A 16,774-nucleotide genomic window follows, 5' to 3' on the forward strand; every position below is an offset into this window, starting at 1 on the left:
AAATAGAGGGCCCTGAAAATTAGACTTTCAGGGCTTTTTTATAGAGAGGTATATAAATTGGCAAATGCGTCGACTACTAAAGTATCTTTGGAAATAATACATTTGTATCGATTATCAATAACCAATTTTGTTTGTATTTCCTTAAAATTTTCAGCATAAAATTGATTCTCTTTCTGCATACCATATTCTTCTATCAACTCCATCCATTGCTTTGATGATGTTTTAAGGCCGATACCCACAAATTTATGGTCAGGATATTTTTTTTGAAGTTTACTTACCCGTTTAACAGTATGTTTTATATCGCTTTTTTGAACTGCCGACCAAAAATAGAAAACAGCGTTCTTCTTTCTGCTTATATCTTTTAAAGAAATCTTTTGTCCATCACTATTGGTTACAAATAATTCGGGGAGATTGTTTTTGGATTGCAATTTCTTGATATTGCCGTATAGTTGTAATATTTCTTCCTCGTGTTTATCATTTGTTGATAAAGACTGGAATTTTCGAATAAAAGACTCACATTGTTTGCTCGGTGTATGTTCTTTCAATAAATATTCCATTGCAATATTTCTAAAAAGAATATCTCTTAAATCGTTTTCTTGAACAATGCTGTCCACCAACTTTAGGGTATGCCTGTTAAAATGCAAATAATCAAAAGTTGGCTTTTCTTGAGCTGTACAGTTTTTCATACAAGTCTCATATGCCACATTGCCAAAATGATATTTTAGAAAATCGATATAAGGCTTAAAATAAGTTAAATTGGCATCGTTAAAGTCAATCGATTTTCTATACTCATAGAAAGAATTCGAGAGTTCAGGAATCTTATTAGCTCCTTTTTTCCATTTATGTTTGAAGGGATATTTTTCTCTATGGATTAAGTCCTCATATTCTATGGAGGCCTTGGCAACGGATATGACCTTCTCCGATAATTGATTGTCTGTAGAAAGGTCTATAAGGTGATTGGTTTTTACAGCTTTAAGGGAGTCCATTTTCATCACGAACTCATTTGGTTTCAACCCATAATACTCATAGATAAGAGGTTTCTCATCTTCATGGGCCAAAAACATCTCAATCAAAAAATTATTGATTTCACTTCCCTGACCTGAAAATACCAATGACTCATCAAACTCTTTAGTGTTTAAACGAATCAGGATGCTATCACCTTCTTGAAGATACAAGTATTGTAGTTCAGGACTGTGGTCAAAGTGGTAAAGACCCTCGTCAATTCCTTGAAGGTTGAAAGCAAAACGATTTCCCTTGTCGAGCTTTACAGAATCGATATAACTATCGTTTTTGTAGAGTACGACATAATCACTTGTAGGATTTACAATCTCTCCTCCGAAAAACACGGTTTGGCATTCCTTGGACTTTGTTGAGCATGCCAAAATCGAAAGAAGTGAGAGGCCGAGTAAAAGTCTTATCATATAAAGGGAACCTTCATTGTTTGACCAACAAAATTAAGAATACACTGAGCCTTACCTTGTTAATGGCTAGTTAAATGTTGCAAAACACTGTTTTTGTGAAGTTTAATAAAGTGCATTTAAATTGGAAATAAGAACGGGTTTTAGCTATTTTTGCGCAAAAATTAAAGCTACATGTTATCAGTATCCAATCTGTCGGTCCAATTTGGAAAAAGAGTCTTGTTCGATGAGGTAAACGTAACCTTTACCCAGGGCAATTGCTATGGTATTATTGGCGCCAATGGTGCTGGAAAATCAACATTTCTGAAGGCTTTGGCGGGTCAAATTGAAACCACTTCCGGTAGTGTAAACCTTGAACCTGGAAAGCGAATGTCCATTTTGGAACAAAACCATAATGCCTACGATGAATACTCGGTTTTGGAGACGGTTGTTATGGGAAACAAACCCCTTTTCAAGATAAAAAAGGAAATAGACGCGCTTTATGCTGATTATACCGATGAGAATGCTGAAAAGATAGGGGAGTTGCAAGTGCAATTTGAAGAGATGAATGGATGGAACGCCGATAGTGATGCCGCTGCCTTACTTTCCAATTTGGGAATTACCGAGGAATTACATTACACCAACATGGGAGATATGGATTCCAAGTTAAAGGTAAGGGTTCTTTTGGCCCAAGCTCTTTTTGGAAACCCAGATGCCCTGGTCATGGATGAACCTACCAACGATTTGGATTATGAAACCATCAATTGGTTGGAAAACTTTTTGGCAAACTATGATAACACTGTAATTGTGGTTTCACACGACAGACACTTTTTGGATGCTGTTTGTACCCACATTGCTGATATTGATTTTGGAAAGATCAACCTATTCTCCGGAAACTATACTTTTTGGTACCAAAGTAGTCAATTGGCTGCTCGTCAAAGAGCCCAGCAGAACAAGAAGGCTGAAGAAAAAGCCAAAGAACTTCAAGAATTTATTCAACGATTTAGTGCTAACGTAGCAAAGAGTAAGCAAGCTACTTCGAGGAAGAAGATGTTGGAAAAATTGAAGGTAGAGGATATAAAGCCATCGAGTAGAAGATATCCGGCCATCATCTTTGAACGTGAGCGTGAGGCGGGTGACCAAATTTTGAATATTGAAAAACTCTCAGCAACATCTGAAGATGGAGATTTACTGTTCCAGGATGTGAACATCAACTTGGCGAAAGGGGATAAGGTTGCTGTTATCTCTAAGGATTCAAGAGCAACTACTGCGTTTTATGACATTATCAATGGAAAAGTAAAAGCGGATTCGGGAACATATCAATGGGGTGTTACTACTATACAATCTTACCTGCCGGCAGACAATGCTTCGTATTTTACAGAGGATATTAATCTTGTGGATTGGTTGCGTCAATGGGCCAAGACTGAAGAGGAACGGGAAGAAGTGTATATCCGTGGTTTTCTTGGAAAAATGCTGTTTAGTGGAGAAGAAGCCCTAAAAAAATGTACGGTACTTTCTGGAGGTGAAAAAGTGCGTTGCATGTTGAGCAGAATGATGATGCTTCGTGCTAATGTTCTGCAGCTAGATGAACCAACAAACCACTTGGATCTTGAAAGTATCACGGCATTCAACAATTCTCTTAAAAATTTCAAAGGAACCGTTTTATTGACCACCCATGATCATGAGTTTGTACATACGGTTGCCAATAGGATTATCGAAATTACACCCAAAGGGTGTATAGACCGTTACCTGACTTTTGATGATTACATGTCGGATAAAGCCATCAGAGAGCAGCGGGATAAAATGTATGCACAACCCGTGGCATAGTCCAAAGTAAAAAAACGTTTCGTTTATTCCTATACTTTCTGTCATTCCTGTTTTCACGGAGATGACAAACATTAAGGAATGACAGCGCCTCATAATCACGGAAATGATACCGATGCAAACAAAAAGGAGGGCAAAGCCCTCCTTTTATAGCATACATATAGATTGTTTTTCGGTTAATTACCGCATATTATAGGTACTGCATTTACCCCAGGAAATTCCCAATTCTTTTGATTATCTAATATGTCCAAAGCTGGGGTAAGCCCGTTGTTGAGGTCCTCTAAACAAATAGCCATGCCCTCGGACCCCAAAGTTATATCTTCAGGTATAGAATCTATGGGAAGGTTGGCCCAACCTATAAGAGTAGCGCCATAGTTTTGTGGGGACATCCCGGAATTGTTCAACATATCGGTCATATTGGTAACACTGCTTATGTTCCAAGAACCCAAATTTTGGTCAAAGGCTGTGGCTCCATCGAACATGCCAAACATATCTGTTACGTTGGACACCTTCCAACCACTGATGTCCTGGTTAAAAGTTGTGTTGTTACTGAACATAAAGGCTATTCTTTCCACATTTTCTGTGTTCCAATCGCTGATACTGCCGTTAAAGGCCATTGCAATAGACTGCTGCTGACTACCACCGAACATTACATTCAAGTCCTTAACCAGAGACAGGTCTGGATTATCCTGGGCATTGTACTCCATACCATCGCAAACTGTAAATGCCCCTTCCAGATACTGCCATTGAATGTTGCCCCATTGCTCCATACTGGTAAAATAGTCTTCATATCCTAAAGCCCTAAACGCAGGGAACTGTCCTTGAATGGCCACGGTATAGGTTCCGGGCTCCTCATAAATATGTATAGGTTTGGAAGTGGTCAATTCCTCAACCTCGGAACCATCTCCCCAGTCAATCATGTAATCAAAGGTAAGTCCCTCCAAATCCGCGTCCGCTATCCCGACGTTCAGTTGGATCTCTACCTCTGGGCCATCGGTTGTCCAAGTAGTAACAAAGGAGTTGGGGTCGTCGTACAATGAGGTGTCATTTATCACATTTATGGTAACCTCCTCCATTACAGTATCCGCCGTTCCGTCACTGACGCTTACGGTAATCTTATGGGTAGGAGTACCCTCATAATCGAGAGACACACCTTCGGCAAGGCTCAATGCACCGGTTACCTCGTCAATAGTAAAAAGTTCATCATCCGTCTCTGCATATTCAATGTCAAAGGCCAATGCATCACCATCTTCGTCCGTGGCCACGACTTCACCGATCTCCACAGGTCCCTCCACATTCTCATCGACCTCGAACACTTGGTCCGCTGCAATCTCCGGGGCCTTGTTCACATTGTTTATGTTTATGGTGATCTTGCCATCTCCAGACAGTGCCCCGTCAAAAGCTGTTACCGTTATGGTGTGCGAGGTCTTTGAATCAAGATTCTTGCCTGACGCCAGGCTCAGTACCCCGGCATCGGTGATTTCATACAGTGCTTCGAAGTTCGTGGAAATACCAAGGGTTATGTTATTTCATCCCCATCGGGATCGCTCGCCGTTACCGTACCGATTTGACCGGTTGCGGTCTCATCTACTGTAATGGTCTTTGCCTCTACAACAGGAGCCCTGTTGGCAGGTCCATCATCTTTGCTACAGGATACGGCCCCGATAAGTAAAAGGGACAGTACCCATACTTTTACATTTCTCATAGAAATTGCGTTTTATGGTTATTAATTGGTACAAATGTGGAGCATATGCCCTCTGTTATGGGGTGCCAATTGACGGATGGCCCGTTTGGGTTGACGGATGGGGGAATTCGGTGAACCGTTCAGTTGGCAGTGGTCAGAAATCAGAAATCAGAAGTTATAGGAGAAAGACGAAGGGTGAAGGGTCAGTCCTTCGCCGGTTTTCTTCACCAAAGTAGCATGGCTACGATGGCCGAAAGGCTTCGGATCAAAGGTTTGGTGTTGGATTATTAGATGGTTGGATTGTTGGATTTGGTTGACAGTTATCAGAAGTCTGAGGTCTGAGGTCTGAAATTGGAAGTCAGTTGTCAGATTAGTATTGGAAAAACAGCGCTTTCTTAGGTTTTTTGATATTTATTATTCCAGATGGCAGGATTAAAGTTTTTGCCCAATGCGAAACCATAAAAAATAACCACGGAAGCAATACACTTGAACATAAAGAAGAAGATGATCCAAAACTCGGCAGATGAGTCGTTTTTGGAAAACAGCCCGTTCGGTACCAGCATCGTGGTCAAATAACTGATCAGGAGTACCAACAGAATCAAATTGATAATGCTTTTAAAAGGCCAAACCAGAACCCTTCGTAATGGGTGAAGGTCGTTTCCCCATTTATGGATAAGATAAAAATAACCATTTCCAAGAGGAGCAAAAAGTAGCGGGTCATCTTTATCTTCCAGTTTGAACAGTTTAGAAGGGGCCATGATTTTAAAGCCTTTTATTTGGAGGTTGTGGGCCGCCTCCAATTTTTTGATTTTGTCAATGGCGCTTTCGGGAATCGTACCTTTAAAATAGCCACTGTCCAAAAATCGCAATCGGTAATCAATACAAATCTGTTTTATTTGATCTATATGATATATGTAGCCGGTTTTTAAAAGGTCAAAATTGAAATTGTTGGACGTTGCAATTTCTTTGGCCTTTAGTGTACTCTCGATATTTATTTGTGGGGTAGGGTGTTGAGCCAGAACAAGGTTGACTTGCTTTAAAATCTCCCCCTCATCCTGCTTCCGAAGCTTAAGATCATACAGTTTCTGTTCAATATCTGTTTTCTTCCAAAGCATTTTCAAAGTCTTATAATCATCTCAAATTTAACGAATTGCTGTCTCTAAAATTTAGAGTCAAAAAAATACGTGTGTTAACAAAATGTTAAATAAATTTTCAAGATAAAAAACGAAAGGTTTTTTTGTTAAAAAGATGTATCTTATCGAAGTTTTTGGCATTTAAACGTAAAAACGCAACAAACCACTTAACCAACAAAAGAAGTCCCAAAGACTTGAACACTATGAAGTTCCCATTCAAAACCATCCTACTTGGCCTATGTTTTGCCCTGTCCTTGACGATTTCCGGTCAGGAATCAACAATCATTTCTGATACGAAATCCACTGCGGAGAATACTCCAAATTCCAATAAGTATAAAATCCTTTTTGAAGCTGTAAAGGCTACGCAGATGGAGGCTATTTTAAACGAATCAGGACCTTTTACAATTTTTGCACCCTCGGATGCGGCTTTTGAACGTTTTTCCAACAAGAAAATCCAAGATTTAATTGATTCGGAGGATAAAAGGAAGTTGAAATCGTTACTGTCTTACCACATTGTTGCCGGACATTTGTCGGCCTCCAAAATTTTGCGAGCTATGTGCAAAGGGAATGGAAAGGCCAGTTTTACCACTATTCAAGGAAAAAAGTTAGTGGCCCATATGGACGGTGTAAATATCGTTTTAACAGACCCAACCGGAAATACAGCACGAATCACCGTTGCTGATATGAATCAAAAGAATGGTATAATCCACGAAATTGATAGTGTGATTCTACCCTCGCGAATGTAGTTCCCTTAAACCCGTGGCATTTGGATAAAAATTCGTCAATTCGAGTGGTTTTTCAGGATTATTTCCTGAAAAATTGTATCGAGAATTAGAATTTTAAGACAAAAACCTCGTTCTCGATACTTTTTTCTTTGAAAAAAACTCGAACTGACGGTTTTTTTGAATCAAGGAATTTCCAAATTCACCACGAACTACCTAAGTTCCGCTCCTAGTTCTTTCTGGAAGTTGGCCAACAATTTAGCCATGATTTTATCGATTTGTTTATCCGTCAAAGTCTTCTTTTCATCAAGAAGTGTAAAGCTTACTGCATAGGACTTTTTCCCGTTGGGAAGATTTTTTCCTGTGTACACATCGAACAGGCTTACTTTTTTCAACAACTTCTTCTCTGTACTCCATGCGATATCGTGAACTTGTTTAAAAGTAGCTCCTTCATCCAATAGTAAAGCAAAATCCCGTGTAACTTCCGGGAACTTTGGAATCTCGTTGAAAGTAACATTTTGTGTACTTATGGAATTGAGGATTAAATCCCAATCAAAATCAGCATAGAATACTTCTTGCTTAATATCAAATTTTTTCAATAAAGATTTTTGAACCACTCCAAAGGAGACAACGGTTTTTTTGTTGATGGCATAGTTGAGGCCTTCGGCAAAAATATTATCCTCATTACAAGGTCCAGAGACAGCATTGGTTATTCCCAAACGCTGTAGGATATAATCAACAATACCCTTTGCATAGAAAAAGTCCGTTGGGTTGGAATTGGCGTTCCAGCTATTTCCATTTCGATTGCCTGAAACATATAGCGACAAATGTTGTCTTTCGGCTCTTTCAGTACCATTTTTATGGTATGTCTTTCCGAATTCGAACAATTTTAAATCGGTTTTTTGTCGGTTATGGTTGTGCGCAACGGAATGTAATCCAGAGAAAAGCATGGAAGTACGTAGTACGGACAAGTCCGAACTCAAAGGGTTGATCATGCCCACCATGTTTTCCTCAGATTCCAAAATGTTTTGCGTACCAGCAGCTACAAGGCTATTGGTCATAATTTCAAAAAAGCCTTGACCAACCAAGAGATTTCCGATTAGATCCTGCATTTTGTGGTTCTCGAATTTTGAGGACTGTGCTATGGAGGCTGTAAGCTTTTCTTTATGGTCGATGTTGTTGTAACCGAATACCCTGAGGATTTCCTCTATCACGTCGACCTCGCGCTCTACATCAACTCGATAATTGGGGATGGTAAGCCCAAGACCTGATTCTGTAACATTGTTCACTTTTATTTCTAGCGAAGCCAATATTCTTTTGATGTTGTCCCGAGGTATTTCTTGTCCTATCAAGGAGTTGATTTTGTCAAAAGTCAGAAAGACATGACGTTCCTCAAATTTTTTGGGATAGAGGTCCACAACTTCAGAAGTGATATCGCCACCGGCAATTTCCTTAATAAGTAAAGCAGCTCTTTTAAGCGCATATTCCGTCATATTGACATCGACTCCTCTTTCAAAACGGAATGAAGCATCGGTATTCAACCCATGCCTTTTGGCACTTTTACGGATTGAAATAGGATCAAAGTAGGCACTTTCCAAGAAAATAGAAGAAGTGTTTTCCGTAACTCCAGAGTAACTTCCACCGAATACACCTGCGATACACATAGGTTTTTCCGCATCGCAGATCATAAGGTCGTCTTCATGAAGCTCACGCTCCACATCGTCTAAAGTGGTAAATTTGGTTCCTTCGGGTAATGTTTTCACCTCAATTTTGTTGCCCTTTATTTTAGTTGCATCAAATGCATGCAACGGCTGTCCAAGTTCATGCAGAACATAATTGGTAACGTCTACAACATTGTTGATAGGGGAAAGGCCTATGGCCTTTAATCTGTTTTTTAACCAATCTGGAGACTCTTGAACAATGAGGTTACTTATGGTCACACCACAATATCGTGGAGCCAATTGGCTATCCTCAACTTCAACATCAATTTTCAATGATCTATTGTCTATTGAGAAATTACTGGTGGAGGGTGTAACCAATCCCTTTTGTATTTCCAATTGCTCAAGCCCCGCTTTCAAATCTCTAGCGACACCAAAATGGCTCATGGCATCTGCTCGATTGGGCGTTAACCCTATTTCAAAGATGTCATCATTTTCAATTTCAAAGACATCTGCACATGGTGTTCCCGGCTCCAATGTTTCACTTAGTACCATAATTCCATCATGACTTTCGCCTAGGCCCAATTCATCCTCCGCACAAATCATCCCATGACTTTCTTCCCCTCTGATCTTGCCTTTTTTTATTTGCCAAGACTCTCCTTCTTTTGTGTATAAGGTAGTGCCGATAGTGGCTACGGGTACTTTTTGTCCGGCTTCTACATTGGGTGCTCCGCACACAATTTGTAATGGGGTCTCTCCGCCAATATCCACTGTGGTCACTTTAAGCCTGTCTGCATTCGGATGTTTCTCGCAAGTCAGTACATGGCCTACGACAATCCCTTTCAATCCTCCTTTAACCGATTCAAAGCTATCTATCCCCTCTATTTCCAAACCAAGATCTGTTAGTAATTCCCCTGTTTTCTGGGAATCCCAATCAATCTGCAAAAATTGCTTTAACCAGTTGTAAGAAATCTTCATTACCCAATTTTAAAGTGGACAAATATATAACAATAGGGAAAGAGATTCAATGTAAATCATACGAGCTGTAGGCAATAGTGTTAGTTTTGCGTAATATTTTAGACATTTGAAAAAATATTTTGAAGTATGAAAGGGATTTTATTTGGATTGATGGCTCTGTGCTTGTTGTTTTTGGCCTGTAAAAAAGAAGAAGTAAAGCTAGCAACAGGCAATTGGTGGGGTAAAATGGAGGTTTCTACGACCGAAATACTGCCTTTTACATTCAAATTGGTAAACAGCTCAAGCAACGATTATCAGATGGAGATTTACAATGCGGAAGAAATTGTGGAGGTTGATGAAATAACCATTAAAGGAGATTCCATTTACATTAAGATGCCCATTTTTGAAGGGTACATTGCAGGAACCTTCTCCGAAAACGAGATTCATGGAAGTTTTATCAAAGAGAGCCTAGAGCGCATAGTACCTTTTAGTGCAATGCATGGTGACCGAAATCGTTTTGAGACCATTTCAGAGCCAAATACCGATATATCAGGAATTTGGGAGACCCACTTTGATGTTGGGACTGATGGGGAATATCCGGCAATGGGCATTTTTATGCAAACGGGAAATAGGGTAAAGGGAACTTTTAGGACCAAAACCGGTGACTATAGATATTTGGACGGAATTGTAAATGGAGATTCCTTAAAACTATCAACTTTTGATGGCGCCCATGCATTTTTGTTTACTGCAAAGATTACCGATAGTACACTTCAGGGAGTCTTTTATTCTGGAAATCATTCTGTGGAAAAATTTGTTGCCAAACGTAACGAAGCCTTTGAGCTTCCAGATGCGGATGCGTTGACTTTCCTAAAAGAAGGATATGATAATTTTAATTTTTCTTTTCCAGACACCGATGGCAATCTGGTAAGTTTGTCGGATGACCGATTTCAACGTAAGCCTGTTTTGGTTCAAATTATGGGTACCTGGTGCCCTAACTGTTTAGACGAGACACGTTTTTATGTGGATTACTTAAAAAAGCATCCAGAGTTGGATATAGAATTGGTTGCGCTTGCCTTTGAATATGCAAAGACGAAAGAGAAAGCTTTGGAAGGTATCAATAGGCTCAAAAAGAGAGAGGAATTAACCTATCCTGTTTTATTGGCACAATATGGAACTTCTAGCAAACAGAAAGCCAATGAAAAATTGCCAATGTTAAATCATGTGCTGTCATATCCTACAACTATATATATCGATAGGGACGGTGCGGTCAAAAAAATCCATACCGGATTTAATGGTCCAGCAACGGGGGATAAATACGAGGAGTTTAAAAAAGAGTTTGATGACACTATCCAAGAGCTGGTGCTTTCATCAGAGGAAGCATCTAAATAATGGTGGATTTTCCTAGGTCGATGTTTTCATCGTTCATATTGAAGTCGTCACTTTCCACAATATTTTCAGCGATAAAATCTCCTACTTGATTTGTTCCATATTGGCTGTTGGAATCCAAGTCTGGAGTCATAATTCCTTTTTTCAATGATTTATCCACTGCCTCACGCACGGCCATGGCCTCTTCAAAAAGGCCAAAATGCTCCAATAACATTGCTGCGGATAATATGGAAGCTATTGGATTTGCTATATCCTTTCCTTTAGCTTGGTGATAAGAACCGTGGATTGGTCCGAACATGGCATTTTCATCACCCACGGAAGCTGAAGCCAATAGACCAATAGATCCACCAATAACACTGCCCTCATCCGAAATGATATCACCGAACATATTTTCCGTTAATATCACATCAAATTGGGAAGGGTTCAGAATAATCTGCATTGCGGCGTTATCCACAAATAAAAATTCTAAAGTCACATCTGGATAGCTTTCACCTATTTGGGTTACAACCTTTCTCCATAACCTGGATGACTCCAAAACATTGGCCTTATCCACCAAGGTTAGTTTTTTATTACGATTTTTAGCGGCCTTGAAGGCCAAATGCGCAATTCGGGAAATTTCTGTTTCGGAGTATTCGCAGAGGTCAGAGGCAATAGTACCTTCTTCGTTCAAACTCTTTTTACCAAAATAGATTCCTCCCGTCAACTCACGATAAATAGTGAAGTTCGTGCCTTCGATAATTTCCTTTTTTAACGGAGAGTTCTTAATTAAGGAAGGAAAAACTTTTACCGGTCTAATATTTGCAAAGAGACCCAGCTCCTTTCTGAGCATCAAGAGACCTTCTTTGGGTCTTAGTTTGGCGTCAGGATTGTTATCGGATTTAGAATCACCGATGGCTCCAAGCAATACTGCATCTGCCTCTTTGCAAAGGGCCAAGGTGCTTTGTGGTAGAGGTGCGCCTTTTCGGTTTATGGCAATAGCACCGACAGAAGCTTCTTTATAGCTAAAACTGTGATTAAAAGTCTCCTCAACAGCTTCAAGACACTTAACTGCTTGGGCCAGCACTTCCGGTCCAATACCATCCCCTGGCAGTAAAGCAATGTTAAGATTCATACGGGTATTAAAATTGTTTAAAAGCCCACTTACGCCATACTTTGGATGGAAACATCACTTGTTTGGATGATCTCATGGATATCATTATCCATAATCTCCTTTTTACGGTCTGCAAACTTCAAGAAATTTTCATAGACCACATCGAGCTGTAACTTCGTCAATTCGTAGCCAACATTTTTAGCTCGGTAGGCCAAAGCGGCTCTTCCGCTTCTTGCCGTCAAAACAATAGAAGACTCACTTACACCTACATCCTTAGGGTCGATAATTTCGTAAGTCTCACGTTGTTTGATTACGCCATCTTGATGGATTCCAGAACTATGAGCAAATGCATTGGAACCTACTATCGCTTTATTGGGCTGCACGGGCATTCCCATTTTTTGAGAAACCATTTGGCTGGTGTCATAAAGCAATTTGCTATTGATTCCAGTGTCCAGGTTCAGGTAAGGATGCTGCCTTAAGATCATCACGACCTCTTCCAACGAAGTATTTCCTGCTCTTTCACCAATACCGTTTATGGTGCATTCAATTTGCCGGGCACCATTGATTACTCCCGAAATGGAGTTGGCGGTAGCCAACCCAAGGTCGTTATGGCAGTGGCAAGACAAAACAGCTTTGTCAATTCCCTTGACATTTTCCCTAAGGTATTTCATTTTGGCGCCATACTCCTCTGGCAAACAATATCCTGTAGTATCAGGGATATTTAATACAGTAGCCCCTGCCTTTATGACAGCCTCGCAGACTTGCGCTAAAAACTCGTTATCAGTCCTACCTGCATCTTCTGCATAAAACTCAACATCCTCTACGAATGTTTTTGCATAAGCGACCGCATCAACAGCGCGTTCAATAATTTTTTCTCTGGTAGAATTGAATTTGTGTTTGATGTGCGAATCAGATGTGCCTATTCCAGTATGAATACGAGGCCTTTTTGCAATTTTAATGGCATCGGCGGCTACTTCAATATCTTTTTTTACTGCTCTGGTCAATCCACAAACAGTGGCATTTTTTACCAATTTGGCGATTTCATGCACAGACTTAAAATCTCCAGGACTTGAAATTGGAAAACCGGCTTCTATGATATCTACTCCAAGCTCGTCCAATCGCTCAGCAATAATTAATTTTTGCTCGGTGTCCAATTTGCACCCAGGGACCTGTTCGCCGTCCCTTAGTGTCGTGTCAAAAATTTGTACCTTATCTTTACCCATTATTTTAGTCTGTTTTATCTAAGCTATACGAAGATAAAGTAGGAGTTTGCATGAACCAGATTGCCCTATAACCCATTACAACGTTAAATTGTATTTCATAAAGATTAATTAATTGAAATACAGATACTTAATTTATATTTTTTACGATGACAAATGCCCATAAGGATACATTGTTTGTACTGATAAAGTCTCTGTCCAAATCGGAAAAGAGACAGTTTAAACTTTATGTAGGGCGTTTAGGTGTAAATACAGATGCCAAATTTTTGGCACTGTTCAATTTGTTGGACAAGTTGAAGAAGTACGATGAACGTCAGATTTTGGACAGTGGAATTGTAAAAAAAGCACAATTATCTAACCTCAAAGCCCATTTGTACAAACAGATTTTGGTAAGCTTGAGACTTAATCCAGTGAATCAAAATATTAGGGTTCAGATTCGGGAACAATTGGATTTTGCCACTATTCTCTATCAAAAAGGATTGTACAAACAGAGCTTGAAAATATTGGATAAGGCTAAGAATTTTGCAATTGAAAATGAAGAAAAAAATGTAGCCTATGAGATTGTAGAGCTTGAAAAAATAATTGAGACACAGTACATTACCCGTAGTATTCCTGATAGGGCAGAAGAACTGACCCGGCAAGCAAAAGAATTGTCGACACATAATGTGATGACCAGTAAGCTTTCCAACCTATCCCTACAACTTTACGGGATGATGCTCAAAGTGGGATATGTTCGAAACGATTCGGATTTACAGGAGGTAAAAAAGTACTTTGAAACAAATTTACCTGAATACAACTTAGAAGATTTGGGTTTCAGGGAGAAATTATGGTTGTATAAAGCATATTTGTGGTATAGTTTGTTGATTCAGGATTTTCTATCCTCATATAAATATGCAAGCAAATGGGTAGATCTTTTTTATGATCAAGAGGAAATGATTCGTTTGAATCCTGTCTTTTTCCTAAAAGGAAATCATTACTTGCTAGAATCCTTGTTCTTTGTGAAGTACAGCTCTCAATTTAAAGAAACACTTGAAAAACTTGAGACACAGGTAAACAGCTCTGGATTTCCACAGAATGACAATATAGCTTCTTTGGCCTTCCTATATATCAACTCAAACAAACTTAACCTTCATTTTTTAGAAGGGACTTTTGACAAAGGCTTATATCTGATCAATATTATCGAGTATGGCATTAAAAAGCATGGAACTCGTATCGACCAGCATCATGTAATGCTTTTGTATTATAAAATTGCCTGTTTGTATTTTGGCAATGGGGACCATAAGAACTGTATTGTTTACCTTAAAAAGATCATTTCCAATAAGAATCTAAAGATGCGGGAAGATTTAATGTGCTTTGCACGTGTGCTTAGTCTTGTGGCGCATTATGAAGCTGGTATGGATTATCATTTGGAAGTTCAACTTAAAAGTACCTATAAGTTTTTGTTGAAAATGAACGATTTACACGCGGTTCAAAAGGAAATGATAAAGTTCTTAAGAAGCTTAGGTGACATTTACCCGGGTGAACTCAAAAATGAATTTCAAAAACTGTACAACGAACTAAAAAAATATGAAAACCACCCCTATGAGAAAAGGGCATTTTTGTATTTGGATATTCTTTCATGGTTAGAAAGTCATTTACACAATAAACCCGTAAGTCAAATCATTCGGGAAAAAGCTCTGGCAATAACTCGTTAAAGGCAAGCATTCCATATAGCGTCTTCTGGAGGGGCTGCTTCAAACAAGATTGTTTCTTTTTTTACTGGATGTTCCAGCGCCAAACTTCGAGCATGTAAATGTATCCCTCCATTTTTGTTGCTACGCTGCGCACCATATTTTAAATCCCCTTTGATATGGCAACCAACGGCAGCCAATTGAGCCCTTATTTGGTGATGACGCCCCGTTTTTAAATTTATTTCCAAAAGGGAATAAGAATCGAGTTTCTTTCGAATGGAGTAGTCTAAAATTGCTTTTTTACTATTGGCAACCTCCTTTTCATAAGCATAGGACTTGTTCTGTTTCGGATTTCTAACCAACCAATGCTCCAAAGTTCCTCGCTCTTGCTCAGGCGGATTTTTTACCACAGCCCAATAGACTTTTTTAGCCTTTCCCTCTGCAAACAATTTGTTCAATCGGGGTAACGCTTTGGAGGTTTTGGCAAAAAGAACGATTCCTGAAGTAGGTCTGTCCAACCTATGTACTACACCTAAATAAACATTGCCGGGTTTGTTGTATTTCTTTTTCAGATATTCTTTTACAACTTCGCTCAACGGAGCATCTCCCGTCTTATCTCCTTGGACAATGTCACCAGAGCGCTTGTTGATTACAATGAGGTGATTGTCTTCGTAGAGTACTTGAAGATTTGTGGAGTTGGATTTTTGGATTATTAGATTTTTAGAGTGTTCAAATTTCATTTTAGAGATGATTTAAATTTGGAGGTCATCTTAATAATGGAATTCAAATCACTTAAGAGAAGGTTCAATTCATTTTTTTGTATGAATCCTAAATCATTTGAAATCAACAATTGAGTCTCTATTTCGTATAAAGAACCAATTGCTATTTCCAAAAACCTTGAAAAATCTTTGTTGGATTTTCTAGAACAACCTTCAGCAATATTGGATGGTACTGAAACCGAAGCCCTTCTCAATTGACTAACTATACCAAATTTTTCTGTTTCGGGATAGGAAGAAGTAATTTTATAGACATTAGAGCAAAAGAATCTACTCATTTTCCATATTTCCAAATCCTTAAATCGATGCATAAATTAATGTTTTAAATTTTTATAGATTAATTTATGAGGTTGAAAATATCAAAATCAAAAATAACAAGTTCAGAACATCAAAGAATCCAACAATCGAGCTATCCGACAATCAATAAGACTCATTCTCATTTGGAAAGTCTCTACTCTTCACATCATCCACATACTGAGAAATAGCATTTCCCATGTCTTCATATAAGTTCATATATCTTCTGAGGAAACGTGGATTGAATTCATGGGTCATGCCCAACAAATCATGAACTACCAATACCTGGCCATCCACACCACCTCCAGCACCGATGCCAATAATGGGAATGGATACACTTTCAGCCACTTCCTTGGCTAATTTGGCAGGTATTTTTTCCAGAACGATACCAAAACAACCTAGCTCTTCCAACATTTTGGCATCTTCCTTCAACTTATGGGCCTCTTCTTCTTCCTTGGCCCTAACCGTATAGGTTCCAAATTTGTAGATAGATTGAGGTGTAAGTCCCAAATGTCCCATAACCGGTATTCCCGCTTCAAGAATTCGGATAACGGATTGTTTTATTTCGGAACCTCCTTCAACTTTTACGGCATGGGCACCACTTTCTTTCATTATACGGATAGCGGAACGAAGTGCTTCTTTGGAATCACTTTGATAGCTCCCAAAGGGAATATCAACTACGACCAAAGCCCTTTTAGCTGCCCTTACTACAGAACTTGCATGATAGATCATTTGATCTAGAGTTACCGGAAGGGTGGTTTCATGTCCGGCAATCACGTTACTGGCCGAATCACCAACCAAAATAACATCTACGTTCGCCGCATCAACAATTTTGGCCATGGAGTAATCGTAAGATGTGAGCATGGAGATTTTTTCCCCATTTTGCTTCATCTCCACCAATGATTTTACAGTGATTCGCTTGTATTCTTTTTTGGCAACTGACATTCTCTTTGATTTTACCTG

At 39.2% G+C, this 16,774-nt stretch carries 14 protein-coding genes; 4 read left to right on the forward strand and 10 right to left on the reverse strand.

The window, feature by feature from the left end; all coding sequences use genetic code 11:
• Positions 1-38: 38 nt before the first annotated feature.
• Positions 39-1,421 (reverse strand): TlpA family protein disulfide reductase, encoded by a 1,383-nt coding sequence (locus E4661_RS04575; RefSeq protein WP_136465642.1) that lies wholly within the window; start codon positions 1,419-1,421, stop codon positions 39-41.
• Positions 1,422-1,592: 171 nt separating this feature from the next.
• Here E4661_RS04575 and E4661_RS04580 point away from each other — a divergent pair, with 171 nt between their 5' ends.
• Positions 1,593-3,224, forward strand: coding sequence for an ABC-F family ATP-binding cassette domain-containing protein (locus E4661_RS04580; protein WP_136465643.1), 1,632 nt, complete (start codon positions 1,593-1,595; stop codon positions 3,222-3,224).
• Positions 3,225-3,397: 173 nt separating this feature from the next.
• Here the strand turns inward: E4661_RS04580 and E4661_RS04585 are convergent, their stop codons facing one another.
• The 3 genes from E4661_RS04585 to E4661_RS04595 form a co-directional block, all read right to left on the reverse strand.
• A complete protein-coding gene (locus tag E4661_RS04585) occupies positions 3,398-4,744 on the reverse strand; it encodes a BspA family leucine-rich repeat surface protein (RefSeq protein ID WP_417936346.1) in 1,347 nt (448 codons plus the stop codon).
• On the reverse strand, positions 4,741-4,926 hold the full coding sequence (locus E4661_RS04590; protein WP_136465645.1) for a hypothetical protein: 186 nt from the start codon (positions 4,924-4,926) through the stop codon (positions 4,741-4,743). The genes E4661_RS04585 and E4661_RS04590 overlap by 4 nt, the downstream gene beginning before the upstream one ends.
• Positions 4,927-5,300: 374 nt before the next feature.
• Positions 5,301-6,020: a hypothetical protein gene (locus tag E4661_RS04595; RefSeq protein ID WP_136465646.1), complete on the reverse strand. Its 720-nt coding sequence runs from the start codon at positions 6,018-6,020 to the stop codon at positions 5,301-5,303.
• Between the two features lie 221 nt (positions 6,021-6,241).
• On the opposite strand from E4661_RS04595, the gene E4661_RS04600 reads away from it, so the two are divergent.
• Positions 6,242-6,784 (forward strand): fasciclin domain-containing protein, encoded by a 543-nt coding sequence (locus tag E4661_RS04600; protein ID WP_136465647.1) that lies wholly within the window; start codon positions 6,242-6,244, stop codon positions 6,782-6,784.
• A 188-nt stretch (positions 6,785-6,972) separates the two neighbouring features.
• Here the strand turns inward: E4661_RS04600 and pheT are convergent, their stop codons facing one another.
• On the reverse strand, positions 6,973-9,396 hold the full coding sequence (gene pheT / locus E4661_RS04605; protein ID WP_136465648.1) for a phenylalanine--tRNA ligase subunit beta: 2,424 nt from the start codon (positions 9,394-9,396) through the stop codon (positions 6,973-6,975).
• Between the two features lie 126 nt (positions 9,397-9,522).
• Here pheT and E4661_RS04610 point away from each other — a divergent pair, with 126 nt between their 5' ends.
• Positions 9,523-10,764 (forward strand): peroxiredoxin family protein, encoded by a 1,242-nt coding sequence (locus tag E4661_RS04610; protein WP_136465649.1) that lies wholly within the window; start codon positions 9,523-9,525, stop codon positions 10,762-10,764.
• On the opposite strand, the gene leuB is transcribed toward E4661_RS04610, so the two are convergent.
• Together leuB and E4661_RS04620 are read right to left on the reverse strand one after the other, a co-directional pair.
• Positions 10,757-11,872, reverse strand: a complete 1,116-nt coding sequence (gene leuB / locus E4661_RS04615) for a 3-isopropylmalate dehydrogenase (RefSeq protein WP_136465650.1) — start codon at positions 11,870-11,872, stop codon at positions 10,757-10,759. The two genes, E4661_RS04610 and leuB, sit on opposite strands and share 8 nt — an antisense overlap.
• Positions 11,873-11,901: 29 nt before the next feature.
• A complete protein-coding gene (locus tag E4661_RS04620; RefSeq protein WP_136465651.1) occupies positions 11,902-13,074 on the reverse strand; it encodes a 2-isopropylmalate synthase in 1,173 nt (390 codons plus the stop codon).
• A 146-nt stretch (positions 13,075-13,220) separates the two neighbouring features.
• Here E4661_RS04620 and E4661_RS04625 point away from each other — a divergent pair, with 146 nt between their 5' ends.
• Positions 13,221-14,765, forward strand: a complete 1,545-nt coding sequence (locus E4661_RS04625; RefSeq protein WP_136465652.1) for a hypothetical protein — start codon at positions 13,221-13,223, stop codon at positions 14,763-14,765.
• On the opposite strand, the gene E4661_RS04630 is transcribed toward E4661_RS04625, so the two are convergent.
• The 3 genes from E4661_RS04630 to panB form a co-directional block, all read right to left on the reverse strand.
• Positions 14,762-15,481 carry an RluA family pseudouridine synthase gene (locus E4661_RS04630; RefSeq protein WP_136465653.1) on the reverse strand — a complete coding sequence of 240 codons (720 nt, stop codon included), beginning with the start codon at positions 15,479-15,481 and terminating at the stop codon, positions 14,762-14,764. The two genes, E4661_RS04625 and E4661_RS04630, sit on opposite strands and share 4 nt — an antisense overlap.
• Complete coding sequence (locus E4661_RS04635; RefSeq protein ID WP_136465654.1) at positions 15,478-15,828, reverse strand: four helix bundle protein; 351 nt, start codon at positions 15,826-15,828, stop codon at positions 15,478-15,480. Before E4661_RS04635 ends, E4661_RS04630 begins: the two co-directional genes overlap by 4 nt.
• A gap of 109 nt (positions 15,829-15,937) precedes the next feature.
• Positions 15,938-16,756 carry a 3-methyl-2-oxobutanoate hydroxymethyltransferase gene (panB, locus tag E4661_RS04640; RefSeq protein ID WP_136465655.1) on the reverse strand — a complete coding sequence of 273 codons (819 nt, stop codon included), beginning with the start codon at positions 16,754-16,756 and terminating at the stop codon, positions 15,938-15,940.
• Between the last annotated feature and the right edge of the window lie 18 nt (positions 16,757-16,774).

This window comes from Flagellimonas onchidii (assembly GCF_004804315.1).
GTDB lineage: Bacteria > Bacteroidota > Bacteroidia > Flavobacteriales > Flavobacteriaceae > Flagellimonas > Flagellimonas onchidii.

Coding starts and splice junctions, on each gene's coding strand:
- E4661_RS04575 (WP_136465642.1), bottom strand. CDS start 1,421: ATGATAAGACTTTTACTCGGCCTCTCACTTCTTTCGATTTTGGCATGC.
- E4661_RS04580 (WP_136465643.1), top strand. CDS start 1,593: ATGTTATCAGTATCCAATCTGTCGGTCCAATTTGGAAAAAGAGTCTTG.
- E4661_RS04590 (WP_136465645.1), bottom strand. CDS start 4,926: ATGAGAAATGTAAAAGTATGGGTACTGTCCCTTTTACTTATCGGGGCC.
- E4661_RS04595 (WP_136465646.1), bottom strand. CDS start 6,020: ATGCTTTGGAAGAAAACAGATATTGAACAGAAACTGTATGATCTTAAG.
- E4661_RS04600 (WP_136465647.1), top strand. CDS start 6,242: ATGAAGTTCCCATTCAAAACCATCCTACTTGGCCTATGTTTTGCCCTG.
- pheT (WP_136465648.1), bottom strand. CDS start 9,396: ATGAAGATTTCTTACAACTGGTTAAAGCAATTTTTGCAGATTGATTGG.
- E4661_RS04610 (WP_136465649.1), top strand. CDS start 9,523: ATGAAAGGGATTTTATTTGGATTGATGGCTCTGTGCTTGTTGTTTTTG.
- leuB (WP_136465650.1), bottom strand. CDS start 11,872: ATGAATCTTAACATTGCTTTACTGCCAGGGGATGGTATTGGACCGGAA.
- E4661_RS04620 (WP_136465651.1), bottom strand. CDS start 13,074: ATGGGTAAAGATAAGGTACAAATTTTTGACACGACACTAAGGGACGGC.
- E4661_RS04625 (WP_136465652.1), top strand. CDS start 13,221: ATGACAAATGCCCATAAGGATACATTGTTTGTACTGATAAAGTCTCTG.
- E4661_RS04630 (WP_136465653.1), bottom strand. CDS start 15,481: ATGAAATTTGAACACTCTAAAAATCTAATAATCCAAAAATCCAACTCC.
- E4661_RS04635 (WP_136465654.1), bottom strand. CDS start 15,828: ATGCATCGATTTAAGGATTTGGAAATATGGAAAATGAGTAGATTCTTT.
- panB (WP_136465655.1), bottom strand. CDS start 16,756: ATGTCAGTTGCCAAAAAAGAATACAAGCGAATCACTGTAAAATCATTG.